This window comes from Isoptericola sp. NPDC057191 (genome assembly GCF_042670225.1).
In the GTDB taxonomy this organism is placed as follows: domain Bacteria; phylum Actinomycetota; class Actinomycetes; order Actinomycetales; family Cellulomonadaceae; genus Isoptericola.
This window is the reverse complement of sequence record NZ_JBHUWC010000033.1, coordinates 1-26,882: the sequence shown is the minus strand read 5'-3', so window position 1 is coordinate 26,882 and position 26,882 is coordinate 1. Positions and strand designations below refer to the sequence as shown.

Sequence of the window (26,882 nt, the reverse complement as noted above, 5' to 3'; positions counted from 1 at the left end):
GGAACGAGCGGCCGGATGGCGCGCCTCGCGACACGTCCCACCCGACCCGCCCGCCCCAGCCACGAGCTGCAAGAACGAGGCGGTCAGTCCTCGTCCAGCGCCGCCATGACCTCGTCCGAGGCGTCGAAGTTCGCGTAGACGTTCTGCACGTCGTCGCTGTCCTCGAGCGCGTCGATGAGGCGCAGGATCTTGCGCGCGCCCTCGACGTCGACCTCGACCTGCATGGACGGGTGCCAGATGGAGTCGGCGGAGTCGTACTCGATCCCGGCCTCCTGGATGGCGGTGCGCACGGCGACGAGGTCGGTGGCCTCGGAGAGGACCTCGATGACCTCGCCCTCGTCGCTGACCTCCTCGGCGCCGGCGTCGAGGGCGGCGAGCATGACGTCGTCCTCGGTGACGCCGTCGGCCTTCGGCACGACGACGAGGCCCTTGCGGGAGAACAGGTACGACACGGAGCCGGGGTCGGCCAGGTTGCCGCCGTTGCGCGTGAACGCGAGGCGCACCTCGGAGGCGGCACGGTTCTTGTTGTCCGTGAGGCACTCGACGAGCACAGCGATGCCGTTGGCGCCGTAGCCCTCGTACATGATCGTCTGGTAGTCGACGGCGTCGGCGCCCTCGCCGGAGCCACGCTTGAGCGCGCGATCGATGTTGTCGTTCGGGACCGACGACTTCTTCGCCTTCTGGATGGCGTCGAACAGGGTCGGGTTGCCCGCGGGGTCACCGCCCCCGGTGCGCGCAGCGACCTCGATGTTCTTGATCAGCTTCGCGAAGAGCTTGCCACGCTTGGCGTCGATGGCCGCCTTCTTGTGCTTGGTCGTGGCCCACTTGGAGTGACCTGACATGCGCTCCCTAACTCCTTCGCGATGCTTGGACGAGCCGGACGAACAACTCGTGCACGCGCGCGTCCCCCGTGATCTCCGGGTGGAACGCGGTGGCGAGCAGCCGTCCCTGACGTGCTGCGACGATCTTACCGGCGGCGGGGCCCACCTGGGAGCCGTCCGCCCAGCGGTCGGGGATCCGCGCCAGCACCTCGACCTGCGGGCCGGCGGACTCGACCCACGGGGCGCGGATGAACGCGGTGCGCACCGGGCGTCCCTCGGGGGCGTCGGAGATGCCCGCGACCTGCAGGTCCGCCTCGAAGGAGTCCACCTGCCGGCCGAACGCGTTGCGCCGCACGACGACGTCCATCCCGCCGATGGTGCGCTGGTCGGCGGTGCCACCCTCGATACGGTCGGCGAGCAGGATCATGCCGGCGCAGGACCCGAACACGGGCAGCCCCTGCGCGACGAGGTGGCGCAGCGGGTCGGCGAGCTCGAAGAGGCGCAGGAGCTTGTCGATCGTGGTCGACTCGCCGCCGGGCAGCACGAGCCCGTCGACGGCCGCCAGCTCCGCCGGGCGGCGCACGCTCACGGCGCGGGCCCCCGCCTGCTCGAGCGCGGCGGCGTGCTCGCGGACGTCTCCCTGCAGGGCGAGGACGCCGATCGTGGTGGTCACCGGGGAAGTGTAGAGCCGTCGCGCGGGGCGGCCCCCTGACCGCTCAGGTGCAGGTCCCCAGCAGTCCCAGCGTGATCGTGTACCGGCGCGTGTTGGACCACGCGGAGGACCAGGTGGTGCCGCCCGTGAAGACTCGTTCGGCGCGGACCCGGGCGATGGCGTTCGTGGCCACCCCGGTGACCTGGTACGTCGTGGTCCCGGCCGCGACCTGTGCCGTGGTGGCGCCGCCCGGCCCGTACCCGAACTGGTACCGCGTGGCGGTGGTCACGGCCGTCCAGGTGAAGGTCACCGACGTGATGCCGAGCAGGCCGCAGCTCAGCGTGGGCGCGGGCACGGTGGCCGCGCCCACCGAGCCGCTCAGCACCGTGCCCGTGTCCGTCCACGACGTGCCGGGAAGCGCCGCCGCGAGGACCACGGACATCCCGCCGCTCTGCCCCTGGGTGGTCGACGGCGCCGTCGCCGAGAGGCTCACGGCGAGGCACAGCGCGGCTGTCCCGCCGGCCGGGATCGTCGCTGTGCCGCCGGTCCCTGCGCCGCACCCGGAGCCGGTGTCGGCCGCGCCGAAGGACGCGCTGGTGGTGAAGGCCGTGCCCAGCGTCCCGGTCCGGGACGCCGTCGCGCTCACGGTGGCGGCGCGCGAGCCGCCGTTGCGCACGGTGACGACCTCGGACGCCCCCGAGCCCGGCACCGCGCCCGTCAGCGTGAGCGCCGACAGCGTCACGGTGCCGCCGCGGCCCACCAGGCCGTTCCCGAGACCTACGACCTGCACGTCGACGGTGCCGGCCGTGAGACGGGCCGTGGGCGCCGTCGCGGTCCCGGCGGTCCTCCACCAGCCCCAGGCGACGCCCCCGCCCGCCAGCGCGCAGACCATCGCCACGACGACGAGGGCCGCGACCCGGCGGAGGCGCGCGCCGCGGCGTCCCGGCTCAGGCACGGTCCCCGCCGCCTCGCGCCCACGCCACCCGCAGGAGCGCGCCCGCCGCCACGGCGAGCACGGCGATCACTGCGAGCCCCGCTCCGACCCCGCCGGTGCGCGGGAGCACGCCGGTTGTCGGGACGTCGCCGGGGGGCACGACGTCGCCGTCCTTGTCCGCACCGCCGCCTCCGGCAACGCCGTCAGCGCCGTCAGGGTCCTCAGCGCCATCACCGCCGTCGGTGCCGTCGGTGCCGCCTCCCGCGTCAGCCTCACCCGCGAGCGTCACCACGACGTCGACCGGGACCGACGCGCCCTGGACCTCGTTGCCGGCCGACGGGGCGAGCGTCACCTCGAGCGCGACGGGCAGCACCTGCGCCTCCGCAAGGCGGACAGCGGCCGGCCGGCCGGCCTCGGCCCAGTCACCCCCGGCAGGCCGGACGCGCACCCGCAGAGCATCGGCGAGCGCGGCGGCAGGGCCTTCCGGTCGCCCGCCGAGGGCGGCCGCCACCCGGGCCCGCGCGGCTCCCGGGCCGTCGTTGCGCACGAGCAGCACGGCGCGACGCGTCTCGCCCGGCACCCACGGCTCCCCGGTGAACAGCGCCGTGTCGAGGCCGTCCGTCCAGCGCCGGCCGTCCAGGCTGAGGGCGACGCCGCCTGGCTCGTCGCCCCGATCCCCCGGCACCGCGGCCTTCACCACCGCTGCCCTCGCCCCCTGCGCCTCCGCGACCGGGCTCGCCGCGGCGAGGAGCGCCCCGACGGCGAGCGCGGCGCTCAGCGTCCGCGCGGCTGCGGCGACGGCGCGTGGGCGTGTCACCGGACGTCTTCCTGCGCCGGGGCTCGCGGGACGCCGCGCTGCGGGTCGCCGGTCTCGGCGTCCGCCGCCGGCCACCACGTCGCCAAGCCTGCGGACGGCGGTCCGTTGGTGCGGGCACCTCGCTGCACCTGCTGGTCCTGCTGCACCTGCTGCCCCCGCTGCGCCCGTCGTTCGCGCACCTCCCCGACGACGAGCCACGCGGCGTATCCGAGCAGGCACGCCGCGGCCGCCGTCGTCAGGGCCCGACGTTCGTCCGGCGTCCCGAGGCCCATCACGCGCCCCAGCTCCGGGACCGCGTACCAGAGGACGCCACGCACCTGCGCGGCACGCACCGGTAGCGGGTCGGCCACGTCGTTCGCGTCGCCGCGCGTGACCAACGTCCGCTCCCCCGCCGCCGTCGTACCGAGGCCCACCACCCGATGGGTGACCACCGTCGGGTCGCCCGAGCGCAGCTGATAGGTGACGACCTCGCCGGTCGTGATCTCCGCGACGTCGACCGGACGCACCACCACGAGGGTGCCCACGTCGAGGCCGGGCCGCATCGAGCCCGTCGCCACGCCGTAGGGTGTCGCGCCGCCCAGGCGAGGGACCACCACGACGAGCAGCAGCGCCCCGCCGGCCAGCAGCAGGACGAGCCAGGCGAGGCCGCGCCCGACGACGCGTCGCACGACGCGCGCCGGACGCGGAGGTGCCGCGGCCACCGCCGCCTCAGGGAGCGGGGACGACGTGCGCCTGCGTGACCTGGACGGTGACGTCCTCGAGCGCGGCGGTCAGCGCCTGCGTGTCGTTCGCCGCGGCCGTGTCGAAGGCCGCCTCGAGGTTGACGACGAGCGAGTCCGTCTCCCCCACGGGCACCGGGTCGGTCAACGGGAGCGTCAGGGTCTCGCCGCCGAGCGTCGCCGAGGTGAGGCTCAGGTCGAGCGCACCGGTGAGGGCGTTGTCCTCCGACCACGTCGGGGAGGAGACCGTGATGTCCCCGAGCGCGAGGTGGTCGCCGGTACCTCCCACCGCGAGCGTGCAGGTGGTCGTCACGGTGTCGCCCGGCACGATGCCGTCGGTGACGGCCCCGCCGCCGTCGAGGGTCCAGTCGCCGCACGCCCCGTCCGACATCGTGAGGGTCCCGGCGGTGACGTCCGTCCCGGTCGCCGTCCCCTCCGCGGTCCAGTACGCGATCGTCTGGGCGCCGCCCACCAGCAGGACGGCCGCACCCCCCACGGCGATGGCAGCCTTCGTCAGTCGGTTCACGTCGAGGTCCCCCCGGTCTCCCGATGCACGCCGCGCGCTGCACGCGGCTCCCGCACCTCGGTGTGCGGATCGGTGAACCCTGTCACCGTAACCGGTGATTGCTCCGGGCGCTCGCCGTCAGAGCGCGCCGAGCTCCTCGGGGTCGGAGGGCTCGTCGTCGTACTGCGTTCCGAGGTGGCGCACGGTGCCGTCCCACCCGGCCGCCAGGGCATCGACGACGTCTGGCAGCGCGGTGGGGAACACCTCGCGGGTCTCGGCACGCAGCTCGGTCGTCGTGAGCCAGCGCATCTCGTCGAGCACGTCCCGCTCCTCGGCCGTCCACCCCTCCGCGGTCGGCACGTGCCCGCCGTCGACGCGCGCGAGGAAGAACACCTCGTCCTGCAGGCACGTCTCGGCGAAGAACCGGAAGACGCCGGCACGGGTGAGGACCGGCCCCACCAGGTCGCCCGGGGCGAGAGCGAGGCCCGCCTCCTCCCGCAGCTCGCGCAGGGCGGCGTCCACCTCGCTCTCGCCCGCGTCGATGCCGCCGCCCACGGTGAACCACCAGGAGCGTTCGGGCTGGTCGGCGTCGTGGCCGCGTACCAACAGGACGCGGTCCGCGTCGTCGAGGACGATGACGCGGGCCGCGCGGCGGTGCCGCAGCCCGTCGGGGCCGACCACCCAGTCGTCGCCGAGGGCGGGCGTCACCAGCCCCGCTCCGCCAGGCGCACCGGCGCCGGCTCGGCCTCGACGTTGATGCCCACCATGGCCTCGCCCAGGCCGCGGGAGACCTTGGCCAGCATGTCGGGGTCGTCGTGGAACGTGGTGGCCTGCACGATCGCCTTGGCACGAGCGACCGGGTCGCCGGACTTGAAGATGCCGGAGCCCACGAAGACCCCCTCCGCGCCGAGCTGCATCATCATCGCGGCGTCCGCCGGGGTGGCGATGCCGCCCGCGGTGAACAGCACGACGGGCAGCTTGCCGGCCCGCGCCACCTCGGCCACGAGCTCGTACGGCGCCTGCAGCTCCTTGGCCGCGACGAAGAGCTCGTCCTCGGGCAGGGAGGTCAGGCGGCGGATCTCGCCACGGATCTGGCGCATGTGCGTGGTCGCGTTGGACACGTCACCGGTGCCGGCCTCGCCCTTGGACCGGATCATCGCGGCGCCCTCGGTGATGCGGCGCAGGGCCTCACCGAGGTTCGTCGCACCGCACACGAACGGCACGGTGAAGCGCCACTTGTCGATGTGGTTGGCGTAGTCGGCGGGGGTCAGCACCTCCGACTCGTCGATGTAGTCGACGCCCAGGGACTGCAGCACCTGCGCCTCGACGAAGTGCCCGATGCGCGCCTTCGCCATCACGGGGATGGAGACGGCGTCGATGATGCCGTCGATCATGTCCGGGTCGCTCATGCGGGCGACGCCGCCCTGCGCGCGGATGTCGGCCGGCACCCGCTCGAGGGCCATGACGGCCACGGCGCCGGCGTCCTCGGCGATCTTGGCCTGCTCGGGGGTGACGACGTCCATGATGACGCCGCCCTTGAGCATCTCGGCCATCCCTCGCTTGACGCGGGCCGTGCCCACCTCGCCCGCGGGGATCTGGCCGTTGCCGGTGGTCTCGCTCAACTCGCGCCTCGCTCGTGTCGCAGGATGCGGCGTGACCGCTGTCACGCCGGTTCCATCCTAGGGCGCGCGGTCAGCTGCTCGTGAGGCCTGCCGGCATCTGGTCGTCGAGCTCCACGGTGCGCGGCAGGGCCGCGTGACCGCTGAGCCGCAGCAGGCGCACGTACCAGGTACGACGCGCCCGCTGTGCCTGCAGGACCGCCTCGTTGTGGAAGCGCCGTGCGAGCTGCGCGCGGTACCAGGCGGCCCCGAGGCGGCCCACCAGGGCGTCCCCGTCCGGTGCGGCACGCAGCTCGCGGAGGGACTCGTCGTCCCCGAGGGCCGAGCGCAGCGTGGACGACAGCTCGCTCTCGGCGCGCTCGCGTCCGGGCGCGAGCCCGTCGAGCGCGAGCTCCGCGCCGGTCGGGCCCGACGGGACGGGGTCCTCCACGGCGGCGAACGCCGCGTCGGCGACCAGCACCGCCCCCGCGGGGTCGAGGAGACCGGACGACGCCAGGTCCACGGCCGCGCCCGCCCGGCGGACCAGCTGGGCCAGGAGCGCGATGCGCGACGCGACCACCTTGCGGTGCAGCCGGTCCAGGCGGGAGGCGGAGACCCACGCGAGCCACACCACCACGGCCGCGACGACGAGGACGACGAGCGCCAGCTCGGACCAGCTCATGCGCCCTCACCCCCCACGGCACGGCGGGTGCGCAGCCACCCGACCGCGCTCTCGGCGCGCGACGGGGCGACCGGGGTGCCCAGCGCCTCGCCCGCCGCGACCGCCATCTCGTACACCGCGAGCACCTGCGCGGTCACCGCCGACCAGTCGAACCTTCGCACGAACGCCGCGGCCCGGTCGCGCCGGACGGCCGTGTCCTGCGGGTCGTCGAGCGCCTCGAGGATCGCGCGCGCCAGGTCGTCTGCCTCGCCCGTGCGGAAGAGCCGCCCGGCGGCGCCCTCGTCGAGCACGCGCCGGAACGCCCCGAGGTCGCTGGCGACGACCGCGGTCCCGGCGCTCATCGCCTCGACGAGCACGATGCCGAAGCTCTCGCCGCCCGTCTGCGGCGCCACGTACAGGTCCGCCGAGGCGAGCAGCGACCCCTTGTCCTCGTCGCTCACGCCCCCGAGGAACTCGAACGAGCCCGCCAGCGGGCCGAGCGCCTCGATCGCGGCGTCCCGCCCGGCGTCCCCCTTGCCGGCGACGAGGAAGCGCGCACCGGGGACCCGCTCCAGCACGCGCGGCGCGGCGGCGGCGAGCACCTCCAGGCCCTTGCGCGGCTCGTCGAGGCGGCCCAGGAACGCGATGGTGGGCGCCTCGGGCGTGCCGCGCCAGCGCTCGGCGGTCGCGGCCTGCGCGAAGGTGTCCACGTAGACCCCGTTCGGGATGACGACGGCGTCGCCGCCCACGTGGTCGACGAGGGTGCGGCGAGCGTCCTCGGACACCGCGATCCGGGCCGCGATCTTCTCCAGGGACTGCCGCAGCAGCGGGAACGCGACCTGCAGCGCGCGGGAACGCTCCTGGGACGTGTGGAACGTGGCCACCACCGGCCCCTCCGCCACCCACAGCGCGAGCATCGAGAGGCTGGGCGTCATGGGCTCGTGCAGGTGCAGGACGTCGAACCGGCCGGCCTCGAGCCAGCGGCGGACGCGTGCGGCCGCGCGCGGCCCGAAGGTGAGCCGTGCGACGGAGCCGTTGTAGCGGACCGGGATGGCGCGGCCGGCGGACGTCACGACGTCCGGCACCGGGGTGTCGTCGTCGGCGGGGGCCAGCACGGACACCTCGTGCCCCGCGCGCTGCAGCGCGCCGGCCAGGTCACGCACGTGGAACTGCACCCCGCCCGGGGCGTCGAACGAGTACGGGCACACGATCCCGACCCGCAGCGGCCGCGACGCGGTCAGGGGGTGCTCGGGCGCGCTCATCGCTCGCCCGCCTCGGCCTGGGTGCGGGCGTACCGCGCGGCGTCGAGGTCGTCCACGAACACCCGCTGCAGCATGTGCCAGTCCTGCGTGGACTCCTGCAGCGTCCGCGCGACGGCGTCCACCCAGCCCTGCGTCATGCGGGCGACCAGCTCGTGGCGCCGCAGCCCCGAGTCGTCCGGCACCGGGACGGCCGAGTAGAAGCGGATGACGATCCCCCAGGGCGTGCCCGCGGCGCGGCGCCGCTCCCCCGTCAGGCGCTCGTAGGTGATGCCGACGGGCACGAGCGGCACCTTCGCGACCAGCGCGAGGGTGGCGGGGCCGGCGGCGACGCGGGCCCGGTGCCCGCAGAGGTCCACCTCCACGCCCGTCGCGGCCAGGTCGCGGTCCGCCAGCAGGGGGACGATGCAGCCGCCCTTGGTGGCCCCGCGCACCAGGTTGCGGAAGACGTCCGGGTCGCCGAGGGGCAGCACGTCGATGCCGAGGGAGCGGCGGAACTCGACGAACTCGACGAACAGCTCCTCGGGCTGGAGCCGCTCGGCGACGGTGAGCACGGGCGCGATGTGCGGCGTCGCGTACGCCCCGGCGAGGTCCCAGTTGCCGAGGTGCGCGAGGGCGAGGGAGACGGACAGCCCGTCCCCGACGGGTCCCGACACGTGCTCGTAGCCCTCGAGCCGGACGCGCGCCGCGATCTGCTCGGGCGTCGACCCCTGGAGGGTGAACGCCTCGCGGAAGTACCGCATGTAGGAACGCATGCCGGCGCGCGTGAGCCGGCGCAGCTCCGGCGGGTCGAGGTCGGGACGCACCCGGGCGTAGTTCGCCTCCAGCCGCCGCACCCCCTCGGTGCGCCGCAGCCACGTCAGGTCGGCGACCGCGGTGAACACCGCGCGGAGCAGGGGTTCGGGCACCTTCGGCGCGTGGCGCCACGCGAACGTGTACAGGCGGGCGACGTCGATCCGCATCAGACCTCCGGGGCGGGACTGTCGGTGGGGCCGGCCGGTGCCGGCGCGAGCTGCCTGCGGACGGTCGCGACACGCTGCACCACGGTGACGAGGCTGGCGACGGCGAGCAGGGTCAGCGCCGCCTCGGCCACCACCACGGGCAGGCCGACCTGGGTGAAGCCGACCGCGACGAGCGCGACCACGAGGCGGTCCGTGCGCTCCGCGATGCCGACGGCGGCCGTCGCGCCGACGCTCTCCGCGCGTGCGCGGGCGTACGGCACCACGGAGCCGAGCACCAGGCACGCGAGCGCGGCCACCTGCCCCCAGGTCGCGTACGGCAGGTCCGGGTGCAGCACGAACCAGAGCGTGATGCCCGCGAACACCGCGCCGTCGGACAGCCGGTCGAGCGTGGAGTCGAGGAACGCCCCCCACGGCCCGGAGCGGCCCGACAGCCGCGCCATGACGCCGTCGAGGGAGTCGGCGAGGGCGAAGAGCCCGATGAGGCCGCTGCCGAGCAGCACGTGACCCGTCGGCAGCAGGGTGAGGGCCAGGACGCAGACGATCACGGTGCCCGTGATCGTCACGGCGTCCGGCGACACGCCCCAGCGCAGCAGCAGGCGGGCGGGCGGGGTGAACAGGCGCTGCATCGTGGCCCGCAGCCCTCCGAGCATCAGCGCCCTCCGTCCGGCGCGTCACCGGGCCAGGCCGCGGCGAGCCTGGCCCGGGTGTCGGCCAGCAGCTCGGGCAGCGCCTTGGTCTGCCCCACCACGGGCAGGAAGTTCGCGTCCCCGAGCCAGCGCGGGACGACGTGCTGGTGCAGGTGCGCCGCGATGCCGGCCCCTGCGACGTCGCCCTGGTTCATGCCGATGTTGAACCCCGCCGGGCCGTACGCCGCGGTGAGCGTGCGCACCGCAGTCTGCGTCATCGCCGCCAGCTCGGCCGTCTCGGACCCGGTGAGGTCGACGTAGGACGACACGTGCCGGTACGGCAGCACCATGAGGTGGCCGGAGTTGTACGGGTACAGGTTGAGCACCGCGTAGCACTCCGTCCCCCGGGCGACGACGAGGCCGGACTCGTCGTCGAGCGTCGGGATGCGGCAGAACGGGCACTGCTCCACCGAGCCGTCGGCGGGCTTGTCCTGCCCGCCGATGTAGACCAGGCGGTGCGGCGTCCACAGGCGCTGCATGCTGTCCTCGGGCGGGCCGAAGCCGCCCGCACCCTCCGTCGTGGCGTGTTCTCCCGTCATGGCGCCGCTCAGACCTGGGCGCGGTCGCGGACGGCGGCCACGATGCGCTCGACGGCCTCGGCCACGGGCACCCCGTTCTCCTGGGTGCCGTCACGGAACCGGAACGACACGGCGCCGGCCTCGACGTCCTCGCCGCCCGCGATGAGCACGAACGGGACCTTCTCCTTGGAGGCGTTGCGAATCTTCTTGCCGAAGCGGTCGTCGGACAGGTCCACCTGCGCGCGGATCCCGCGGGCCTTGAGCTGGGCGACCACGTCCTTGAGGTAGTCGTCGAACGCCTCGGCGACCGGGACGGCGAGCACCTGGACCGGCGCGAGCCAGGCCGGGAACGCTCCCGCGTAGTGCTCGATGAGCACGCCCATGAACCGCTCGATCGAGCCGAACTTCGCGGAGTGGATCATCACCGGCTGCTGCTTGGTACCGTCCGGCCCGGTGTACTCCAGGCCGAAGCGTGCGGGCTGGTTGAAGTCGTACTGGACGGTGCCCATCTGCCAGGTGCGGCCGATGGCGTCCTTGGTCTGCACGGAGATCTTCGGCCCGTAGAACGCGGCGCCGCCCGGGTCCGGCACGAGCTCGAGGCCGGTCTCGCGGCCGACCTCCTCGAGCACCTTCGTCGCGGTCGCCCAGTCCTCGTCGGAGCCGACGAACTTGTCCGGCTTGGAGTCGTCACGCGTGGACAGCTCGAGGTAGAAGTCGGTAAGCCCGAAGTCCGTGAGGACGCTCATCATGAAGCTCAGCAGGTGCTTGACCTCGCCGGGCGCCTGCTCGGGGGTGACGTACGAGTGCGAGTCGTCCTGAGTCAGCCCCCGCACGCGGGTGAGGCCCTGGACGACACCCGACTTCTCGTACCGGTAGACGGTGCCGAACTCGAAGAGCCGCAGCGGCAGCTCGCGGTACGACCGCCCGCGCGAGGAGAAGATCAGGTTGTGCATCGGGCAGTTCATGGCCTTGAGGCGGTACTTCGAGCCCTCGAGGTCCATCTCGGGGAACATCGTGTCGGCGTAGTACGGCAGGTGGCCCGAGGTGTGGAACAGCCCGTCCTTGGTGACGTGAGGAGTCCCGACGTACTCGAAGCCCTCCTCGATGTGGCGCCGGCGGACGTAGTCCTCCATCTCCCGCTTGATGACGCCACCCTTGGGGTGGAACAGCGGCAGGCCGGAGCCGACCTCGTCGTGGAACGAGAAGAGGTCCAGCTCGGCGCCGAGCTTGCGGTGGTCGCGGCGCTCTGCCTCCGCCAGCCGCTCGAGGTACGCCTTGAGCTCGTCCTTGCTGGGCCAGGCCGTGCCGTACACGCGCTGCAGCATCGGGTTCTTCTCGCTGCCGCGCCAGTACGCGGCGGCGTTGCGCATGAGCTGCACGCCGTTGCCGATGAGCCGGGTGCTGGGCAGGTGGGGACCGCGGCAGAGGTCCTTCCAGACGACGGTCTCGCTCTCGCGCCCGGCACCGCGGACGTTGTCGTAGATCGTCAGCTCGCCGCCGCCGACCTCCACCGAGGACCCGTCCTCGTCGGACGAGCCGCCCTTGAGGCCGATGAGCTCCAGCTTGTACGGCTCGGCCGCGAGCTCCGCGCGCGCCTCCTCCTCGGTGACGACGCGGCGGCGGAAGGTCTGCCCCTCCTTGATGATGCGCGCCATCGCCTTGTCGAGCGCCTTGAGGTCCTCGGGCGTGAAGGGGGTCTCGACGTCGAAGTCGTAGTAGAAGCCGTCGGTCACGGGCGGGCCGATGCCGAGCTTCGCGTCGGGGTTGACCTGCTGCACGGCCTGGGCGAGCACGTGCGCGGCGCTGTGCCGCAGCACGGCGAGGCCGTCGGGCGAGCCGATCGTCACGGGTTCGACCACGGTGCCCTCCGCGAGGTCGCGGGAAAGGTCGAGCAGCTCGCCGTCCACGCGCATGACCACGACGTCCTTGCGGCCCGCGAAGAGCTCCGTGCCCGTCGTCGGCGTCTGCACCGTCACCGCGTCCTGCGTGTCGTCGGAAATCGGTGGCATCGGCGAGGCGACGTCGGACACGGGCGTGCTCCTTGGTGGTCGGTGGCGCCGAGCGGTGCTCGACGACGGTCGGACGCGGCCGGCCCGCGCGGGAACGCGCTGGCACGGCCGAGGGGCGCCACCTGCGGGCGGCGCCCCTCGATCGTACTCATCCGGACCGGCTACCACGACGAGGCGCTCCGCGTCCCGCCCGCCGCCCCGGCACGCGCGGCCGTCAGGTGCGCTTCCTCGCCTCCTCGGCCGCCTTGTCCACGTAGCCGTCCACCCTCTCCGGCGTGCGCTTCTTGACCTCGTCGGCGACCTTGTCGATGTTCTCGTCGGTCACGAGGCCCTGGAGCGCGTCCTTGGCCTTGTCGAACAGGCCGCCCCGGCCCGAGCTCTCCGTCATGTCGTCCTCCTCGTCGTGGCCACCCTGCCGGCACCCCGCCGGCTCGACCTCCGTCAAGGCCACCACGGGCCGGCACCCGGCGCGAGCCGGGCCAGGCGGGCGCCCGCCGCGACGATCGTTACCTCCGGCAACCTTGTGAAGGATTTCACGAGCAACGCCGGTGCTGGTCAGGTCCTGTGGTCTTACCATAGAGACAGCGCCGGACCCGGCGTCGACCAGACCGGCCGCGCACCTCGCGACCCGGCACCCGGAGGGGACCATGACCACCACCCGCACCACCCAGCGACCGGTTCGCATCGTCGGCCTCGTCGCGCTGATCGCCGGCATCCTGATGATCGGTGCCGGCGCCGCGACGTGGGCCACCGTGAGCAGCCAGCTCGCCGCCCAGGACATCACCGTCTCGGAGGACGCCGCGTTCCTCGGTGGCGCCACCGTCGACGGCCCCCTCACCGCCTACGCGCAGGCGCAGGTCATCGACAAGCACGCGCTCGAGGCCACCGGCGGCCAGACCTACGCCCAGCTCGGCCAGGACGACCCGCTGCGCGCCACGGCCATGAACGCCTCGTTCCTGCGGGCCTCGCTGTTCACCTCGGTCGTCGCCTACGGCGTCAGCGCCCTCGTCATGGGCCTCGGCGTCCTGTTCGGCCTCATGGGCTGGTCGCTGCGCAGCCTCGCCGCAGCCCCCGCCGTCGCCACCGCCACGGTCCCGGCCGCCGCAGCCACCACCCCGGCCCGCGGTCGTCTCAACCCGGCGGTCTGACCGCCGCACGCCCGCCAGGCCCGCCCCCGGTCCCCCGGGAGGCGGGCCCTCGCGTGTCCGGACGCGTCGGCACGCGCCGGCACGCGGACCGACCACCCACGGGTCACGATGGGCCCGTGCCCTCCGACGCCCCGCGCTCCCCCGACGACCCACGTCCTCCCGACGACCCCGGCTACCCGGACGCCGCCCGCACCGCCCCGACGCTGTCCGCGCTCGACGCCCACCTGGTCGAGTGCCGCGCGTGCCCGCGGCTCGTCGCCTGGCGCGAGGAGGTCGCCCGGGAGCGCCGCGCCGCCTTCCGCGACGAGGTCTACTGGGGCCGCCCGGTGCCGGGGTTCGGCGACCCGGCGGCGCCTGTCGTCGTCGTCGGGCTCGCCCCGGCCGCGCACGGTGCCAACCGCACGGGGCGGATGTTCACCGGCGACCGCAGCGGCGACTTCCTGTTCGCGGCCATGCATCGCACCGGGTTCGCGAACCAGGCCACGTCCGTGGCGGCCGACGACGGCCTCACGTTGCGGGGCGTGCGCGTCACGGCGCCCGTGCGCTGCGCTCCCCCGGCCAACAAGCCGACCCCCGAGGAGCGGCGCCGGTGCGCGCCGTACCTCGCACGCGAGGTCGAGCTCGTCGGCGACGGCGTCCGGGTGGCGGTCGCGCTCGGGTCGATCGGCTGGCAGGCGCTGCTGACGACGCTCGCGGAGCAGGGCTGGCAGGTGCCGCGCCCCCGGCCACGGTTCGCGCACGGCGCCGAGGTGACGCTGACGCGGGTCGCCGACGGCACTGGCGGCACGGGCGGCACCGGGAGCCAGGACGTGCCCGCCCTCACCGTGCTGGGCTGCTTCCACGTCTCGCAGCAGAACACGTTCACGGGGCGCCTCACCCCCGCGATGCTCGACGCCGTGCTGCTGCGCGCCCGGGAGCTCGCGGGGATCGCGGCGGACACCGACCGGTAGGGTCGCCGCGTGACCGTGACCATCCTCACCGGGCCGCCGGGCGCCGGGAAGACCACCGTGGCGGCGTTGCTCGCCGCAGACGTGGCCCGCCCCACCGTGAACCTCACGACCGACACCTTCTACCGGTCGATCGCGACGGGCTTCGTGCCGCCCTACCTGGCCGGCTCGCAGCGGCAGAACGAGACCGTCGCCGCGGCGGTCGTCGGTGCGGCGAGCGCGTACGCACGGGGCGGGTACGACGTCGTCCTGGACGGCGTCGTCGGACCGTGGTTCCTCGCCCCGTTCCGCGTCGCCGCCGCCCGCGAGGGCTGGGACCTGGCGTACGTCGTCCTGCGCCCCGCCCTCGACGTCACCCTCGACCGGGCGACCGCGCGCGCCGACGCCGAGCTGCGCGACCCGGACGCGGTGCGGAGCGTGCACGCCGCCTTCGCCGACCTGGCCGAGCTCGAGGCGCACGTGCGCGACACGAGCGCCGAGGGACCTGCGGACACCGCCGCGGCCGTCCGCTCGGCCCTCGCCGCCGGGGCGTTCCGCCTGCCCGCGGCCCCGACCACGGCCGTCGAGGACTCCCGCGTCGAGCCGCCGTTGCGCGGCGACGAGGTCTCGACCCTGCGGGGTTTCCTCGACTACCACCGCGACACGCTGCGGCAGAAGGCCGGCGGGCTCACCGCCGAGCAGCTGCGGACGCCGCTGCCGCCGAGCACCATGACGCTGGGCGGGCTGCTCAAGCACCTCGCCTACGTGGAGTCGAACTGGTTCCTCCAGGTGTTCGAGGGCGGCTCGGCGCTCGCCCCGTTCGACACCGCCGACTGGGCCGCGGACGCCGACTGGGAGTGGCACAGCGCCGCCGACGACACGCCGCAGGAGCTGCGCGCCCTCTTCGACACCGCGGTGACGGCCTCCGACCGGGCGCTGGACGCCGCGCTCGACGCCCCCGTCGCCCCGGGTCCTCTCGACCGCACGTCCGTCGTCGAGTCCCGGCGCCCCGGCGAGGGCACGTTCAGCCTGCGCTGGATCCTGGTCCACCTGGTCGAGGAGTACGCACGGCACAACGGGCACGCCGACCTGCTGCGCGAGGCCCTGGACGGCGCGACGGGCGAGTAGCCGGCGCAGGACCGGGTCAGTGCGCCGGAGCGTGCTGCTCGGCGTGGCGGCTCGGCCCCAGCACATAGTGCTCGGTGACGTACCCGACCGTGGCGGCGAGCAGCACGACCGGGGTCAGCGGCGGTGCCGCGGAGCCCAGCAGGAGCACGACCAGCACCGACGCCGACACGGGGAACGGGAGCGAGGCGGCGGTCGCCGCGGCCATGCCCGCCGCGAGCGCCGGCACGGCCCCGTACCCGGGCAGGTCGCCCAGGAGGGCGCCCGCCGCCGCCCCGAGGAGCACGGCGGGGAAGATCGGCCCGCCGCGCAGGCTCCCGAGGGACACGGCGTACCCGAGCCCCTTGAGGACGAGCAGGGCGAGGAGGGCACCGACCCCCCAGGCCGCCGGGTCCGCGGCCAGGGGGCCGAGCAGCCCCTGGCCGGAGAGCACCACGTCCTCGGGCGAGCGCCCGGTCAGCAGCGCGTACGCGGAGGCGCACAGGGCCACGGCCACGGCTCCGACCATGGCACCGACGAACGGGCGAGGGGCCGACCACCGGGCGACGACACCGCCCAGGCCGCGCACACCGCGGACGGCGGCGGCGACGACCACCGCCAGGGGGATCGTCCACAGGACGTCGGCCAGGTCGAGGCGGGCGGGGCCCTGGATGCCCGGCAGGGCGAGGGAGGCGATCTCGAGCCCGGTCCATTGGCCCACCCCGGTGAAGACCAGCCCACCGATGCCCGACGCCAGGACGGCCGGCAGGACGGTCCGTGCGAGGTTCTGCCCGGCGACGCCGGCCAGCGCGGTCGCCTCCACGATGAAGACCGCGCCCACGACGGGGCTGCCGAAGATCGCGGAGATCGCGGCGGCAGCGCCTGCCAGGGCGAGGACGTTGCGCGCCGGGTCGCTGAGCGAGCCGCGCCACGGGCCGACGACGATCAGGGCGAGCGCCGAGCCCAGGGCGAGGAGGGGCGCCTCCGGGCCGAGGACCGCACCGAGCGGCAGGCCTGCGAGCGCCCCGAGGAGGATGCCGGGGACGTGCGATGCGGGAACGGGGCCCATGCTGAGCCCTTGCACCGGCGCGTGTCCGCCGTGGCCCGGCAGGGAGCGGACCGCGATCCCGACACCTGCGCCACCGATGAGGAGCCACGGGACCGGCCACCACCAGGGCGGCTCGGAGAAGCCCCACGCGTGGGGCAGCTCCTCCCACACGGCGTGGGTCATGAGGTGCAGCAGCGCGAGGAAGGCGAAGGCCGCCACCGAGATGACGATGCCGAGCAGCGCCGACACCGCGAGCAGCCGGGCGTACGGTCGCCACATGACGGGTGGTGCGGCCGTGGCGTCGCTCACCGGTCCTCCGTTTCCTGCGGGTCGTCCCGCTCTCGTCGTCCTGCTCTCGTCGTCCCCCGGGAGCCCCGGACGGGGCAGGACGAGCGAGGGCGGGGCCGGACGCACGCGTCCGGCCCCGTCCTCGTGCGGCACCCGCTCAGCCGAGGAGCTTGGCCTTGGCCGCCGCGAACTCCGCGTCCGAGAGCACGCCTGCGGTCTTCAGGTCGCCCAGGCGCTGGAGCTGGGCGATGAGGTCGTCCTGGGCCGGGGCCTGCGTGACCTGCGCCGCCTGCTGCGCCTGCAGCTGCGCCTGCTGGGCCTGCAGCTGGGCCTGCTGCTGCTCGTAGGCCTGTTGCTGCTGCTGGGCGTTGTACTGGTCGGCGGCGTACCGCTGCTCCTCCCGGGAGGCCGCGCGCCGGTTCATCGCCCGGCTGGTGGCCTGTGCGGTGCCGGTGATCACGGCCGTGCGAGCCATCGTGCCGATGAGCCCGGGGCGTCCCATCCGTCGCATGGGGGGCATCTCAGTTCTCCTTCTCGATCTCTGCGGTGAGGGCCTCGAGGGCCGCCGGGGGCACCTGGGTCCAGTCGAGGAGCCGGCCGCCCGCGCCGCGCAGGGCACCCGTCAGCCCTCGCGCCCACAGGTGCTCGAAGACGAGCATGCCGACCGCTGCGCCGGGGGCGAGGTCCTCGGCGATGTCGTCGACGTCCTCCGCCCCGAGCAGGCCTGCGGGCTCACCGACGATGCGGGCGAGCTCGTCGTCGCCGCCCTCGGTGGCCTCGAGCCACTCGATCGTGCCGTCCTGCGCCTTGCGGATCAGCAGGGCGTCGAGCACGTCGATCGTGCCGGCGTCGACGAGCCGGCCGAGCTCGGCGATCACCTCGCCCTTGAAGTCCGTCTGGGGGAACTCGATCAGCACGAGCTCCACGGGTCCGGTGGAATCCATGTCCTGCCTCTCTGTCGTTCAGTCGGTCTGCGGGCGGGAAGCCCACCCGCTCGTCGTCGTGCGCAGGATCGCCCAGACGACGAACACGTCCAGGGCGATCACGAGCACGGCCCACAGCGGGAAGTACGGGAGGAAGAGGAAGTTCGAGACGGCGCTGAGGCCGGCGACGGCGATCGCCACGCCCGCGGCCACGGGGCTCCCCCGCAGGAGGAACACCCCGGTGAGCGCCAGGGCCACCCCGAGCAGGACGTGGATCCAGCCCCAGGTGGTGAGGTCGAGGGCGAACGCGTAGCCGTCGGGCCGCAGCAGGAAGTCGTCGTCGAGCAGGGCGGCGAGCCCCTCGAACCCTTGGAACAGGCCCGCCATGATCAGGAGGGCCGCGGCGAGCGCCGTGCCGCCCACGGCCCACACCGACGGCTCACCGCCGCCCGTTCTCCTCATGCGGCACACTCTCGCACCGCTGGGTGCCAGGCGCATGCCGGGGAGGGGTGAGGCGCGACCCGCGCTCGGGAAGCGAAACTCCAGGTCATCCGCCACGATGTGCCAGGAGACGACAGCGGTCGCACGAGGGGGACACGATGGCCGAGACCCGGGACGACCCGACCGAGGACGCACCGGCGAGTCCCGCCACGCCCCCCGCCCCCGCCCCCGTCCGGGCGCGCGCGCCGGAGCCGGGCTCGGGTTCCACGGTGAGCCGCCGTGTCGAGCTCGTCGCGACCGTGCTGCTGGCGCTCGCCACCGTCGTCACGGCATGGTCGGCGTTCCAGAGCACCAAGTGGTCCGGGGTGCAGGCCAACAGCTATGCCGCCGCGTCGGCGGCCCGCGCCGAGTCGACGCGCGCCTCCACGCAGGCCGGCCAGCTCACGACGATGGACGTCACGGCGTTCGCCTCCTGGATCGACGCCGTCGCTTCGGAGAAGCGCGCCGGCAGGGACTCCGGGCTCGCCGACGACGGCACGTACGAACCGCAGGACGGCACCGAGTCCGCGTTCCTGTACGGCCGGTTCCGGCCCGAGATGGTCCCGGCGTTCGACGCCTGGATCGCGACGGACCCGCTGCACGACAAGACCGCGCCCCGCACGCCGTTCCTGATGCCGCAGTACCGGTTGGAGGCGCAGGAGCGCGCGGACGACCAGCTGCAGCTCGCCGAGTCGCTGTCCGCCACGGCACGGCACGCCAACCAGAACGGCGACAACTACGTGCTGACGTCGATCCTGTTCGCGTCGGTCGCGCTGTTCGCGGCCCTCAGCACCAAGCTGGCCCACCACACCGCGCGGCGCGGGCTGCTCGGCGCGGCGATCGTCCTGTTCGTCGTCGCCACCGCCGTGGTCCTGTCGTTCCCCAAGCAGCTCTGACCGGGCGAGCCCCGACCGTCAGCGCGGCTCCCGGGGGCCCGGCAGCGCCTCGACCGCCCGGGCGTGGACCGCGAGCGTCCAGCGAGCCCGCTCGACCATCGCGACGTCGAGGAACGTGCCGTCGGGCAGCACGACCGTCCCCGTGCCCGCGCCGGTCGCGTCTGCCACGGCACGCACGACCTCGCGGGCACGCGCGACCTCGTCCGGCGCCGGAGCGAACGCCGTGCGGATGGTCGCGAGCTGGGCGGGGTGGATCGCCGTGCGGCCCCAGAACCCCAGGGCGCGCCCTGCCCGGCACGACGCGTCGAGCCCGTCGAGGTCGCGCACGTGCGTGTAGGCGGACATGACGGGCGCGGGCAGCCCCGCAGCACGCGCGGCCACGACGACCCGGCTGCGCGGCCACGCGAGGCCCGCCTCGTCGTCCACCCGCAGGTCGGAGCGGAGGTCGGCCTCGCCGAGCGCGAGGGAGGCGACCTGCGGCGACGCCGTGGCGAGGTCGAACGCCCGCTCGACCCCGAGGGCCGACTCGAGCAGCAGGTGCAGAGCACGGCCGGGCAGTGCCGCGGCGAGCGCGCGCACCTCGTCCGCCGACTCGACCTTCGGCACCCGCACCCCGACCCCGACGGGAAGCGCGCGCACCGCGTCGACGTCGTCGGCGTGCCAGGGCGTGCCCGCGTGGTTGACGCGCACCTGCACGGCCGGTCCGCCGGACGGGCCCTGGGGAGCCGGTCCGTCGAGGTCGCTCAGGAGCCCGGCGAGGTTCTCCCGGGCGGCGGGCTTGGCGGCGGGGGCGACGGCGTCCTCGAGGTCCACGAGCACCGCGTCGGCTCCTGACGCGAGCGCCTTGACCACGCGCTCGGGCCGGTCGGCCGGCACGTACAGGAGGGCGAGCGGTGGAGCGGCTGAAGGCCGCGGGACCGCGCCGGACGTGGTCATACCGCCCCCTGCGCCCGCAGCGCGGCGATGCGCTCCGCGTCGAACCCGAGCTCGCCGAGGACGGTGTCGGTGTCCGCGCCGTGCGCCCGGCCGGTGTGCCGGATGACGCCGTCGTTGCCGGACAGGCGGAACAGCGGCCCCTGCATGAGCAGCGGTCCGAGCTCCGGGTCGTCGATCTCATGGATCGTGCCGAGGGCACGGAACTGGGGGTCGTCCACGATGTCGTGCGCGTCGTAGATCGGTGCCACCGCGGCCTGCGCCTGCTCGAAGGCGGCGACCACCTCGTCGCGGGTGCGCGCGGCGATCCACCCGCCCACCGCCGCGTCGAGCTCGTCGGCGTGCTGCGCCCGGTCGACCCCGCGCGCGAACCACGGCTCCTCGATGAGCTCCGGGCGGCCCACCAGCCGCATCACCCGCTCCGCGATGGACTGTGCCGACGTCGACACCGCCACCCACTGACCGTCGCAGGTGCGGTAGGTGTTGCGGGGGGCGTTGTTGGCCGACCGATTCCCCGTGCGCGGCTGCACGGTGCGCAGCTGGTCCCACCGCGTGATCTGCGGGCCGAGCATCGCGAGGATCGGCTCGACGATCGCCGTGTCCACCACCTGCCCGCGACCCGTGCGCTCCCGGGTGGACAGCGCGACCATGACGGCGAACGCCGTCGCCAGCGAGGCCACGCCGTCGGCCAGCCCGAACGGCGGCAGGGTGGGCGCCCCGTCGGGCTCCCCCGTCATCGCCGCGAAGCCGCTCATCGCCTCCGCGAGGGTGCCGAAGCCGGGCCGTGCGCGGTACGGGCCGATCTGGCCGAAGCCGCTCACCCGCGCCAGCACCAGACCCGGGTTGCGCTCCGCGAGCTCGTCGTAACCGAGACCCCACCGCTCCAGGGTGCCCGGGCGGAAGTTCTCGATGACGACGTCCGACCGTTCCGCGAGCGCCAGGAACACCTCGCGCCCGCCAGGGCTGCCGAGGTTCGCCGTGACGGTGCGCTTGTTGCGCCCGAGCGTCTTCCACCACAGGTTGACGCCGTCCCTCGCGGCCCCGTGCGTGCGCGACGGGTCCGGCTTCGCCGGGTGCTCCACCTTGACCACGTCGGCGCCCATGTCGCCCAGGTGCATGGCGGCCATCGGACCGGCGAACAGGGTCGACGCGTCGACGACGCGCAGGCCGGCGAGCGCGCCGGCGCCAGGGTCGCGCGAGACCGTCATCGGGTCACCTCCGTGGTGTCCACCAGGGCGTTGGGCAGGTCCCACGCGCACCGGAAGCCGACCGTGGCGCCGCGTGCCAGGCCCATGCCGGGCAGCAGCAGCTTCACCGCCCGGTCGGGCGCGTGCCGCCCGCCCTCGACGTACCAGTCGGACCCCTCGGCGCGGTAGTCGCTGCCTCCCTTGATCATGACGTAGCGGGTGCGGCCGTCGCTGTGCTCGCTCTCGGTCCACTCCCACACCGCGCGCGCCGCGCGCCCGAAGACGGCCTCGCCGCCCGCGAGCTGCCACTCGTCCTCGGTCGGCAGGCGGCCGCCGCGCCAGGCGCAGTACGCCCGCGCGTCGTCGAGGTCGACGAAGGTGACCGGGTGGTCCTCGGTGCCGGCGACGGGGCGCCCGTCCCTCCAGTGCGCCAGGAACCGGTGGGGCTCGGCCGGCAGGTAGCCGGTCGCGTCGAGGAACGCCGCGAACTGGGCGTTCGTCACCTCGTGGGCGGCGACGGCGACCGGGGTGTCCAGCTCACCGTCCCTCTGGAGGGTGCGTGCGTCGTGCAGGCGCGGGGGCAGCGGCTTCCACTCGTCGACGTACGGGGCACCCTGGTACATGCCCGTCTCACGGGCCCGATACCGCACCGTCAACGCGTACGGTCCGGCCGGCAGCACGACGGCGTCCGCCTCCGCCCCCGCGCCGGCGGCAGGTGCGATCCCTGCCGGGACCTCCGGGCGCAGCCGGCGCGCGACGCGGTGCGGGAAACGGCCGTCCGGGTCGTGGCGGTCACCGCCCTCGCCGTCGAGCCCCTCGACGACGGCGCGCAGGGGTGCCGCCCACGGCGGGAGCGCCGCGCCGGGCGCCGTGCGCACCAGGGCGGCCACACCGCGCGCCGGGACGACGACGCGCGCGGCCGCATCGTCGTCGAGCAACGGACCCGCGTAGTCCGTCTCGCCGCGGTTCACGAGGGTCCACAGCGTCACGCCCTCGGCCTCCCACCGCGACGCGTACACGCCCGCCGCGTCGGCGTCGGGCGACAGCGGTGCCAGCGGGGTCCACGCGCCGGTCAGGAGGAGGTCGGCCGCGGCGCGCTGCACGGTCACCATGCGGCGCACGGTCGCGGCGTCACGGGCGGACCAGCCGACCCACACCCCGAACACGACCTCCCAGACCATGACCCCCACGCCGTTGAGCCACGCCGACTGCAGCTCCTCGGAGTGGTCCCGGTGCCAGCGCCGCACGTGGTGCTGCATGTGCCGCCGTTCGTACCAGTGCGCGCGCAGCACGCCCGGCACCGGGGAGTCGGCGAAGAACTGCGCCCACGACGACTGGTGGTCCTCGATGCGCTCGACCGGCAGCTTCGACTCGCCCTCCAGCACGATGCCCGGGCGGGCGGCCTCCAGCCGGGCCACGAGCTCGGGCTCGGCCTTCTTCAGGGTGTCGAGGAACACCCCGTCCGCGCCCAGGTCGCGGACCAGCGCGGCCAGCTCCGTGAGGTCGTCGTCGCCCCGGCGCGTGCCGGTGTCCCACGGGTTGTAGTCGACGAAGACGCGCATGCCGGCGTCGTGGAACGCCGAGACCAGGTCGACGATGCCCGGCACGTCGCGGTAGAAGTCCCACTGGTTGCGGTCGTCGATGCCGATCACCGGGTACGCGTGCCAGAGCACGACCGCGTCGAGCCCGGCGAACCGTTCGGCCGCGTCGGCGAGGAACCGCTCCGGCGTGAACCGGTGCTCGGCGAACGAGTACAGCAGCTCGTCCCACAGCCACACCTGCGCGACCGTCCGGCAGCGCGCCGCCCACGCCGCCTCGGGCCGGTCGTACGCCGCACCGGTGTAGCCGTGGCGCTCGCGGGCGTCCGCCCGCCAGGCGGTCAGCCGCTCCCGCCACGCCGGGCGGTCGGCGGGGTCGGCCGGGCCGACGAAGATCTTCGCCTCGTCCAGCGCGACGCTCTGGTCCGCGCTCAGGGGGATGTCGAGGGGGACGTCGGTCGGCCGGTCGATCGGCCGCGGGACGAGGGGGTCGAACGTGTACGTCATGGGCTGCTCTCTACGACGGGTCTCGGGAGGGGCGGCGCCCGGGCTCAGCCCGGGCCGGCGGCGGCGAGGGCGACGACCTCGGACGCCGCAGGGACGGCGTCCTGGGCGCCCCGGCGGGTCACGGCGAGGGCGCCGGCCGCAGCGGCGAACCGTGCGGCGGTGACCAGGTCCTCCCCGCGGGCGAGGGCCGCTGCGAGGACGCCGCAGAACACGTCGCCCGCGCCGGTGGTGTCGACGACCTCGACCCGGTGGGCGGGGACGCGCACCGGCGGCCGGCCCCGGCGGGCCACCAGGCTCCCCGCGCCGCCCAGGGTGACGACGGCCGCCGGCACGCGGCGCAGCAGCACGGCCGCGAGCGCCTCCGGGTCGCCGTCCGCCGCGGCCGCCGCGTCGCCCGCCAGGTCCGCCGCCTCGTGCTCGTTCACGACGAGCACGTCGACGGCGTCCCACAGCGCGTCCGGCAGGGCACGCGACGGCGCGGCGTTGAGGACCAGGGGCACCCCCGGCCGCCGCTCCCGTGCCGCCGCCAGGACCACGTCGACCGGGACCTCGAGCTGTGCCACGACGACGTCCGCCGCTGCGATCCGCTCGGCCTGCGGCCGCTCGACCGCGAGGTGCGAGTTCGCCCCGGGGGCGACGACGATGGCGTTCTCGCCGTCCGGGGAGACCGTGATCAGCGCCGTGCCGGTGGGCACGTCCAGGCGCCACACGAGGTCGGTCCGGACGCCGGAGCGGCGGAGCGAGGCGAGGAGCAGGGCGGCGGAGTCGTCACGCCCGACGGCGCCGAGGAACGAGGTGTCCGCTCCCCCGGCGCGCGCGGCGCCCGCGGCCTGGTTCGCCCCCTTGCCACCGGGGCTGCGGCGCAGGTCCCCGCCCAGGACGGTCTCGCCGCCGCCGGGGTGCCGGGGCACGTCGACGACCAGGTCGACGTTGGCGGAGCCGACCACGACGACGCGGCCCGCCGCGTTCACGGCGCGGCCTTTGCGCCCGCGGCCTCGCCGGCGGGGTCGTGGGCAGCTGCACGGGCGAGCGCCGTCGTGCGCGCGGCCAGGTCGTCGATGCGGCGCTCGCCCCCGGGCAGCGACGTGGCGATCCGCCCGTCCAGGGGGTCGGTCCAGCGCGCCCCGATGCCGTCCACGCCGCGCAGGGCGCCGACCACGCCACCGACGGTGGCGGCCGCCGAGTCGGTGTCCCAGCCGGCGGTGACCGCGATCGAGACGCTCGCGCCGAACTCGCCGCGTCCGGCCTCGAGCGCGTAGGCGATCACGGCGGCGTTGTGCAGCACGTGCACCCAGTGCAGGTCGCCGTAGGTGGCGTGCAGCCGGTCGAGGTCCGCCCGCACGGCGGCCTCGCCGCCGTCAGAGGCGGCGCCCAGCGCACGTCCCAGGCGGACGGCTGCGGCCAGCCGGCTGTCGGGCGGGACGACGGCGTCGCCCGCGTCGAGGATCGCGGGGACGTCGTCGCACACCATCGCGGCGGACGCGAGCGCCGCCGCCCACATCGCGCCGTAGACGCCGTTGCGTGTGTGGCTGAGCCGCGCGTCGGTCCAGGCCGCCCGGGCGGCCTCGCGCACGTCGCCGGGCGCCACCCAGCCGAGCAGGTCGGCGCGGATGAGGGCGCCGATCCACTCCCGGAAGGGGTTGTGGTGCGTGGCCGTCTCGGGCACGGGGCGGGCGTCGAGGACGTTGCGGTACGCCACGCGCTCGGCCGTGAAGGACCGGCCCGCGGGCATGAGGTCGAGCCAGAGCTGCGCGACGTCGTCCGTGGTGAACGCGCGCCCACGGGTCTCGAGGAGCTCCAGCGCGAGGATCGGGTAGTTGAGGTCGTCGTCCTCCGGCATCCCGTGGATGTTCTCCTCGAGCGAGGTGGGGGCGGAGCGCCGGTTCCACGGCCAGCGGGCCGCGACGTCGTCGGGCAGCCCGACCGCGGTGAACCAGCGGTCCAGGGGCCAGCGGCCGGTCGCTCGCAGGATCTCCTCGATGCCCTCGCGCGGGATCTTCTCCACGGGCTTGCCGAGCAGGCAGCCCGCCGCGCGGCCCGTCCACGCTCCCCGCACGCGCTCCTCCAGCGCCGTGCCGGCGCGGGGCCGCCGCGGCAGCCTCGGCGCCGGAGGCAGCAGCGCGAGGATCGCGTCCCAGTCGTCCGGCTCGTGCGGTGCGTCCGGGGCCGGGCGGGCGTCCAGCTCGTCCAGCAGGGTGCGGGCGAGGGCCCGCAGCGCGGGCGACGCGGCCGCGGGACCGGCTCCGCTCACCGCGGGGGCCGGGTCCCCTCCGGCCGCCACCCAGCGGGCGCGCACGTCCGCGGTCTCCTTGCCCTCCGCGGTCGACTGCACGAGCTCGTGCGCGAGCAGGTCCTCCGGCTGTGCCCAGGTGAGCCTCATGCCCGGACCTCGGCGCCCTCGACCTCGGCATCGAGACGGAGCGCGTCGATGCCGGCGAGACGAGCCTTGGCCCGCTCGGCGTCGGCGCGGACGATGTCGGCGGCGGCCGAGGCCATGAGGCGCCCGGTCTCGCGAACGTCCATCCGGCTCGCCTCCTCGATCGCGTCCAGCCACACGGCGGGGACGACGTCGCTGCCGCCGAGGCCGGCGGCGACCGCACCCGCCATGACGGCGATCGAGTCCGCGTCGCGCCCGTAGTTCACGGCCGCGAGGACCGCGCCGCGGTAGTCGCCGCGGTGCCCGAGCAGCATGCCCAGCGCGGCGGGCAGCTCCTCGATCGACTTGGTCCGCGACGGGCGGCGGGCGTCCATCGACATCTGCCGGTAGGCCGGACCGACGGAGTCGAACGGCGCCACGGTGTCGCGCACGAGACGCCCCAGCTCGCGCTCCTCCTCGTCCGTGGTGGGCGGGGTGGTCCAGCCGTCGAAGGCGTCGACCATCGCGTGCAGGGCGTCCGCGGTCCCGTCGTGGGCGACGTCGAGCGCCGCGTGCACGACGTCGTCGAGCGTCGCACCGGGCGTCACCGAGGCCGCGACCATCGCTGCGAACACGCCCGCGGCCTCGCGGCCGTAGCTCGACTGGTGCGCCCCGGTGAGGTCGATCGCCTCCGCGTACGCACCGCGCGGGTCCCCCGGGTTGGCGAGACCGACCGGTGCGACATACATCGCGGCGCCGCAGTTGACCACGTTGCCGACGCCCGCCTCCCGCGGGTCGACGTGACCGTAGTGCAGCCGGGCCACCATCCACTTCTCGGCGAGGAAGACACGCTGCAGCAGCAGCGCCGTCGACTCGAGCTCGGGGATCCAGCGCGGCTCCCCGATCATCAGCGGCACGAGGTCCTCCGCCACCGCGTACGCGTCGAGGTGGTCGCGACGCTTGGCGTAGACCTCCACGACGGCGCGCGTCATGAGGGTGTCGTCGGTGATGTGCCCGTCGCCCTTGTGGTACGGCGCGATGGGACGTGCGTCCCGCCAGTTCGGGTACCAGGGCCCGACGATGCCGGTCACCCGCCCGCCGTGGCGCTCCTCGATCTGCTCGGGGGTCCAGCCCTCGACGGCACCGCCGAGCGCGTCGCCCACCGCAGCGCCGGTGATCACGGCCATCGATCGGTCGTCCAGCCAGGTCACGGTCACTCCCTCGTCGTCCTGCCGGGCGCGTGTCTCGCGTCCCGGGTGCCCGCGGGGCGGGCGGTCGTGGGGGGGGGGGGGGGGGGGCCCCCGCGGGGCTCCGGGGGGGGGGGGGGGGTTGGGGGGGGGGGGGGGGGGGGCCTCGGCGTCGAGCCTAGACGCCCGGGTCGTCTAGCGTGGAGCCCGTGACCGACGC

29 protein-coding genes are annotated in these 26,882 nt (G+C 75.0%); 4 read left to right on the top strand and 25 right to left on the bottom strand.

Annotation, left to right across the window (positions count from 1 at the left end):
- Window positions 1–83 precede the first annotated feature (83 nt).
- The 15 genes from ACFT55_RS07155 to ACFT55_RS07085 all read right to left on the bottom strand — a co-directional run bounded on the left by ACFT55_RS07155 (window position 84) and on the right by ACFT55_RS07085 (window position 12,529).
- Entirely contained in the window at window positions 84–842 is a 759-nt protein-coding gene (locus ACFT55_RS07155; RefSeq protein ID WP_380243054.1) for a YebC/PmpR family DNA-binding transcriptional regulator, read from the bottom strand.
- A 7-nt stretch (window positions 843–849) separates the two neighbouring features.
- On the bottom strand, window positions 850–1,494 hold the full coding sequence (gene pdxT / locus ACFT55_RS07150) for a pyridoxal 5'-phosphate synthase glutaminase subunit PdxT (protein WP_380243052.1): 645 nt from the start codon (window positions 1,492–1,494) through the stop codon (window positions 850–852).
- 43 nt (window positions 1,495–1,537) lie between these two features.
- The gene (locus ACFT55_RS07145) at window positions 1,538–2,428 is read right to left on the bottom strand and encodes a hypothetical protein (protein WP_380243050.1); all 891 of its coding nucleotides are present in this window, start codon (window positions 2,426–2,428) and stop codon (window positions 1,538–1,540) included.
- Window positions 2,421–3,224: a hypothetical protein gene (locus tag ACFT55_RS07140; protein ID WP_380243048.1), complete on the bottom strand. Its 804-nt coding sequence runs from the start codon at window positions 3,222–3,224 to the stop codon at window positions 2,421–2,423. The genes ACFT55_RS07145 and ACFT55_RS07140 overlap by 8 nt, the downstream gene beginning before the upstream one ends.
- Window positions 3,221–3,892, bottom strand: a complete 672-nt coding sequence (locus ACFT55_RS07135) for a signal peptidase I (protein WP_380243046.1) — start codon at window positions 3,890–3,892, stop codon at window positions 3,221–3,223. The genes ACFT55_RS07140 and ACFT55_RS07135 overlap by 4 nt, the downstream gene beginning before the upstream one ends.
- A gap of 40 nt (window positions 3,893–3,932) precedes the next feature.
- Window positions 3,933–4,469 carry an alternate-type signal peptide domain-containing protein gene (locus ACFT55_RS07130; RefSeq protein WP_380243044.1) on the bottom strand — a complete coding sequence of 179 codons (537 nt, stop codon included), beginning with the start codon at window positions 4,467–4,469 and terminating at the stop codon, window positions 3,933–3,935.
- 117 nt (window positions 4,470–4,586) lie between these two features.
- Window positions 4,587–5,156 carry an NUDIX hydrolase gene (locus ACFT55_RS07125; RefSeq protein ID WP_380243042.1) on the bottom strand — a complete coding sequence of 190 codons (570 nt, stop codon included), beginning with the start codon at window positions 5,154–5,156 and terminating at the stop codon, window positions 4,587–4,589.
- Window positions 5,153–6,070, bottom strand: a complete 918-nt coding sequence (gene pdxS / locus ACFT55_RS07120) for a pyridoxal 5'-phosphate synthase lyase subunit PdxS (protein WP_380243040.1) — start codon at window positions 6,068–6,070, stop codon at window positions 5,153–5,155. The genes ACFT55_RS07125 and pdxS overlap by 4 nt, the downstream gene beginning before the upstream one ends.
- A 70-nt stretch (window positions 6,071–6,140) precedes the next feature.
- Window positions 6,141–6,728, bottom strand: a complete 588-nt coding sequence (locus ACFT55_RS07115; RefSeq protein WP_380243038.1) for a hypothetical protein — start codon at window positions 6,726–6,728, stop codon at window positions 6,141–6,143.
- A complete protein-coding gene (locus tag ACFT55_RS07110) occupies window positions 6,725–7,969 on the bottom strand; it encodes a glycosyltransferase family 4 protein (protein WP_380243036.1) in 1,245 nt (414 codons plus the stop codon). Before ACFT55_RS07110 ends, ACFT55_RS07115 begins: the two co-directional genes overlap by 4 nt.
- A complete protein-coding gene (locus ACFT55_RS07105; RefSeq protein WP_380243033.1) occupies window positions 7,966–8,928 on the bottom strand; it encodes a phosphatidylinositol mannoside acyltransferase in 963 nt (320 codons plus the stop codon). The genes ACFT55_RS07110 and ACFT55_RS07105 overlap by 4 nt, the downstream gene beginning before the upstream one ends.
- Window positions 8,928–9,578 (bottom strand): phosphatidylinositol phosphate synthase, encoded by a 651-nt coding sequence (pgsA, locus tag ACFT55_RS07100; RefSeq protein ID WP_380243031.1) that lies wholly within the window; start codon window positions 9,576–9,578, stop codon window positions 8,928–8,930. The genes ACFT55_RS07105 and pgsA overlap by 1 nt, the downstream gene beginning before the upstream one ends.
- Complete coding sequence (locus tag ACFT55_RS07095) at window positions 9,578–10,153, bottom strand: HIT family protein (protein ID WP_380243029.1); 576 nt, start codon at window positions 10,151–10,153, stop codon at window positions 9,578–9,580. Before ACFT55_RS07095 ends, pgsA begins: the two co-directional genes overlap by 1 nt.
- An 8-nt stretch (window positions 10,154–10,161) precedes the next feature.
- On the bottom strand, window positions 10,162–12,141 hold the full coding sequence (thrS, locus tag ACFT55_RS07090) for a threonine--tRNA ligase (protein ID WP_380243056.1): 1,980 nt from the start codon (window positions 12,139–12,141) through the stop codon (window positions 10,162–10,164).
- Window positions 12,142–12,355: 214 nt separating this feature from the next.
- Entirely contained in the window at window positions 12,356–12,529 is a 174-nt protein-coding gene (locus ACFT55_RS07085; RefSeq protein WP_380243027.1) for an antitoxin, read from the bottom strand.
- Window positions 12,530–12,788: 259 nt separating this feature from the next.
- Here ACFT55_RS07085 and ACFT55_RS07080 point away from each other — a divergent pair, with 259 nt between their 5' ends.
- The 3 genes from ACFT55_RS07080 (at window position 12,789) to ACFT55_RS07070 (ending at window position 15,343) form a co-directional block, all read left to right on the top strand.
- A complete protein-coding gene (locus ACFT55_RS07080) occupies window positions 12,789–13,289 on the top strand; it encodes an aromatic ring-opening dioxygenase LigA (RefSeq protein WP_380243025.1) in 501 nt (166 codons plus the stop codon).
- Between the two features lie 116 nt (window positions 13,290–13,405).
- Entirely contained in the window at window positions 13,406–14,239 is an 834-nt protein-coding gene (locus ACFT55_RS07075; RefSeq protein WP_380243023.1) for a uracil-DNA glycosylase, read from the top strand.
- A 9-nt stretch (window positions 14,240–14,248) separates the two neighbouring features.
- Window positions 14,249–15,343, top strand: coding sequence for a DinB family protein (locus ACFT55_RS07070; RefSeq protein WP_380243021.1), 1,095 nt, complete (start codon window positions 14,249–14,251; stop codon window positions 15,341–15,343).
- A gap of 16 nt (window positions 15,344–15,359) precedes the next feature.
- Here the strand turns inward: ACFT55_RS07070 and ACFT55_RS07065 are convergent, their stop codons facing one another.
- The 4 genes from ACFT55_RS07065 to ACFT55_RS07050 all read right to left on the bottom strand — a co-directional run bounded on the left by ACFT55_RS07065 (window position 15,360) and on the right by ACFT55_RS07050 (window position 18,040).
- Complete coding sequence (locus ACFT55_RS07065) at window positions 15,360–16,676, bottom strand: chloride channel protein (protein WP_380243019.1); 1,317 nt, start codon at window positions 16,674–16,676, stop codon at window positions 15,360–15,362.
- A gap of 136 nt (window positions 16,677–16,812) precedes the next feature.
- Window positions 16,813–17,175, bottom strand: a complete 363-nt coding sequence (locus ACFT55_RS07060; protein WP_380243016.1) for an SHOCT domain-containing protein — start codon at window positions 17,173–17,175, stop codon at window positions 16,813–16,815.
- Window position 17,176: 1 nt separating this feature from the next.
- Window positions 17,177–17,599: a DUF6325 family protein gene (locus ACFT55_RS07055; protein ID WP_380243014.1), complete on the bottom strand. Its 423-nt coding sequence runs from the start codon at window positions 17,597–17,599 to the stop codon at window positions 17,177–17,179.
- A gap of 18 nt (window positions 17,600–17,617) precedes the next feature.
- Entirely contained in the window at window positions 17,618–18,040 is a 423-nt protein-coding gene (locus tag ACFT55_RS07050; RefSeq protein WP_380243012.1) for a hypothetical protein, read from the bottom strand.
- Window positions 18,041–18,177: 137 nt separating this feature from the next.
- On the opposite strand from ACFT55_RS07050, the gene ACFT55_RS07045 reads away from it, so the two are divergent.
- A complete protein-coding gene (locus ACFT55_RS07045) occupies window positions 18,178–18,954 on the top strand; it encodes a hypothetical protein (protein WP_380243010.1) in 777 nt (258 codons plus the stop codon).
- Window positions 18,955–18,972: 18 nt separating this feature from the next.
- Here ACFT55_RS07045 and ACFT55_RS07040 read toward each other — a convergent pair whose 3' ends face one another.
- Genes ACFT55_RS07040 through ACFT55_RS07015 form a run of 6 tightly spaced genes read right to left on the bottom strand, consistent with a single transcriptional unit; the run spans window position 18,973 to window position 26,686 of the window.
- Window positions 18,973–19,890, bottom strand: coding sequence for an HpcH/HpaI aldolase/citrate lyase family protein (locus ACFT55_RS07040; RefSeq protein WP_380243008.1), 918 nt, complete (start codon window positions 19,888–19,890; stop codon window positions 18,973–18,975).
- Window positions 19,887–21,095 carry a CaiB/BaiF CoA transferase family protein gene (locus ACFT55_RS07035; RefSeq protein ID WP_380243006.1) on the bottom strand — a complete coding sequence of 403 codons (1,209 nt, stop codon included), beginning with the start codon at window positions 21,093–21,095 and terminating at the stop codon, window positions 19,887–19,889. The genes ACFT55_RS07040 and ACFT55_RS07035 overlap by 4 nt, the downstream gene beginning before the upstream one ends.
- Window positions 21,092–23,119 carry an SUMF1/EgtB/PvdO family nonheme iron enzyme gene (locus ACFT55_RS07030; protein ID WP_380243004.1) on the bottom strand — a complete coding sequence of 676 codons (2,028 nt, stop codon included), beginning with the start codon at window positions 23,117–23,119 and terminating at the stop codon, window positions 21,092–21,094. The genes ACFT55_RS07035 and ACFT55_RS07030 overlap by 4 nt, the downstream gene beginning before the upstream one ends.
- Window positions 23,120–23,163: 44 nt before the next feature.
- Window positions 23,164–24,090 (bottom strand): ribokinase, encoded by a 927-nt coding sequence (locus tag ACFT55_RS07025; RefSeq protein WP_380243002.1) that lies wholly within the window; start codon window positions 24,088–24,090, stop codon window positions 23,164–23,166.
- Window positions 24,087–25,499: an ADP-ribosylglycohydrolase family protein gene (locus ACFT55_RS07020; protein WP_380243000.1), complete on the bottom strand. Its 1,413-nt coding sequence runs from the start codon at window positions 25,497–25,499 to the stop codon at window positions 24,087–24,089. Before ACFT55_RS07020 ends, ACFT55_RS07025 begins: the two co-directional genes overlap by 4 nt.
- A complete protein-coding gene (locus ACFT55_RS07015) occupies window positions 25,496–26,686 on the bottom strand; it encodes an ADP-ribosylglycohydrolase family protein (RefSeq protein ID WP_380242998.1) in 1,191 nt (396 codons plus the stop codon). The genes ACFT55_RS07020 and ACFT55_RS07015 overlap by 4 nt, the downstream gene beginning before the upstream one ends.
- Window positions 26,687–26,882 lie beyond the last annotated feature (196 nt).

Excerpts from the sequence above, each read along its gene's own strand:
- ACFT55_RS07155 (WP_380243054.1), bottom strand. The coding sequence starts at position 842 with ATGTCAGGTCACTCCAAGTGGGCCACGACCAAGCACAAGAAGGCGGCC.
- ACFT55_RS07115 (WP_380243038.1), bottom strand. The coding sequence starts at position 6,728 with ATGAGCTGGTCCGAGCTGGCGCTCGTCGTCCTCGTCGTCGCGGCCGTG.
- ACFT55_RS07110 (WP_380243036.1), bottom strand. The coding sequence starts at position 7,969 with ATGAGCGCGCCCGAGCACCCCCTGACCGCGTCGCGGCCGCTGCGGGTC.
- ACFT55_RS07105 (WP_380243033.1), bottom strand. The coding sequence starts at position 8,928 with ATGCGGATCGACGTCGCCCGCCTGTACACGTTCGCGTGGCGCCACGCG.
- pgsA (WP_380243031.1), bottom strand. The coding sequence starts at position 9,578 with ATGCTCGGAGGGCTGCGGGCCACGATGCAGCGCCTGTTCACCCCGCCC.
- ACFT55_RS07095 (WP_380243029.1), bottom strand. The coding sequence starts at position 10,153 with ATGACGGGAGAACACGCCACGACGGAGGGTGCGGGCGGCTTCGGCCCG.
- thrS (WP_380243056.1), bottom strand. The coding sequence starts at position 12,141 with ATGCCACCGATTTCCGACGACACGCAGGACGCGGTGACGGTGCAGACG.
- ACFT55_RS07085 (WP_380243027.1), bottom strand. The coding sequence starts at position 12,529 with ATGACGGAGAGCTCGGGCCGGGGCGGCCTGTTCGACAAGGCCAAGGAC.
- ACFT55_RS07080 (WP_380243025.1), top strand. The coding sequence starts at position 12,789 with ATGACCACCACCCGCACCACCCAGCGACCGGTTCGCATCGTCGGCCTC.
- ACFT55_RS07060 (WP_380243016.1), bottom strand. The coding sequence starts at position 17,175 with ATGCCCCCCATGCGACGGATGGGACGCCCCGGGCTCATCGGCACGATG.
- ACFT55_RS07055 (WP_380243014.1), bottom strand. The coding sequence starts at position 17,599 with ATGGATTCCACCGGACCCGTGGAGCTCGTGCTGATCGAGTTCCCCCAG.
- ACFT55_RS07050 (WP_380243012.1), bottom strand. The coding sequence starts at position 18,040 with ATGAGGAGAACGGGCGGCGGTGAGCCGTCGGTGTGGGCCGTGGGCGGC.
- ACFT55_RS07045 (WP_380243010.1), top strand. The coding sequence starts at position 18,178 with ATGGCCGAGACCCGGGACGACCCGACCGAGGACGCACCGGCGAGTCCC.
- ACFT55_RS07040 (WP_380243008.1), bottom strand. The coding sequence starts at position 19,890 with ATGACCACGTCCGGCGCGGTCCCGCGGCCTTCAGCCGCTCCACCGCTC.
- ACFT55_RS07035 (WP_380243006.1), bottom strand. The coding sequence starts at position 21,095 with ATGACGGTCTCGCGCGACCCTGGCGCCGGCGCGCTCGCCGGCCTGCGC.
- ACFT55_RS07030 (WP_380243004.1), bottom strand. The coding sequence starts at position 23,119 with ATGACGTACACGTTCGACCCCCTCGTCCCGCGGCCGATCGACCGGCCG.
- ACFT55_RS07020 (WP_380243000.1), bottom strand. The coding sequence starts at position 25,499 with ATGAGGCTCACCTGGGCACAGCCGGAGGACCTGCTCGCGCACGAGCTC.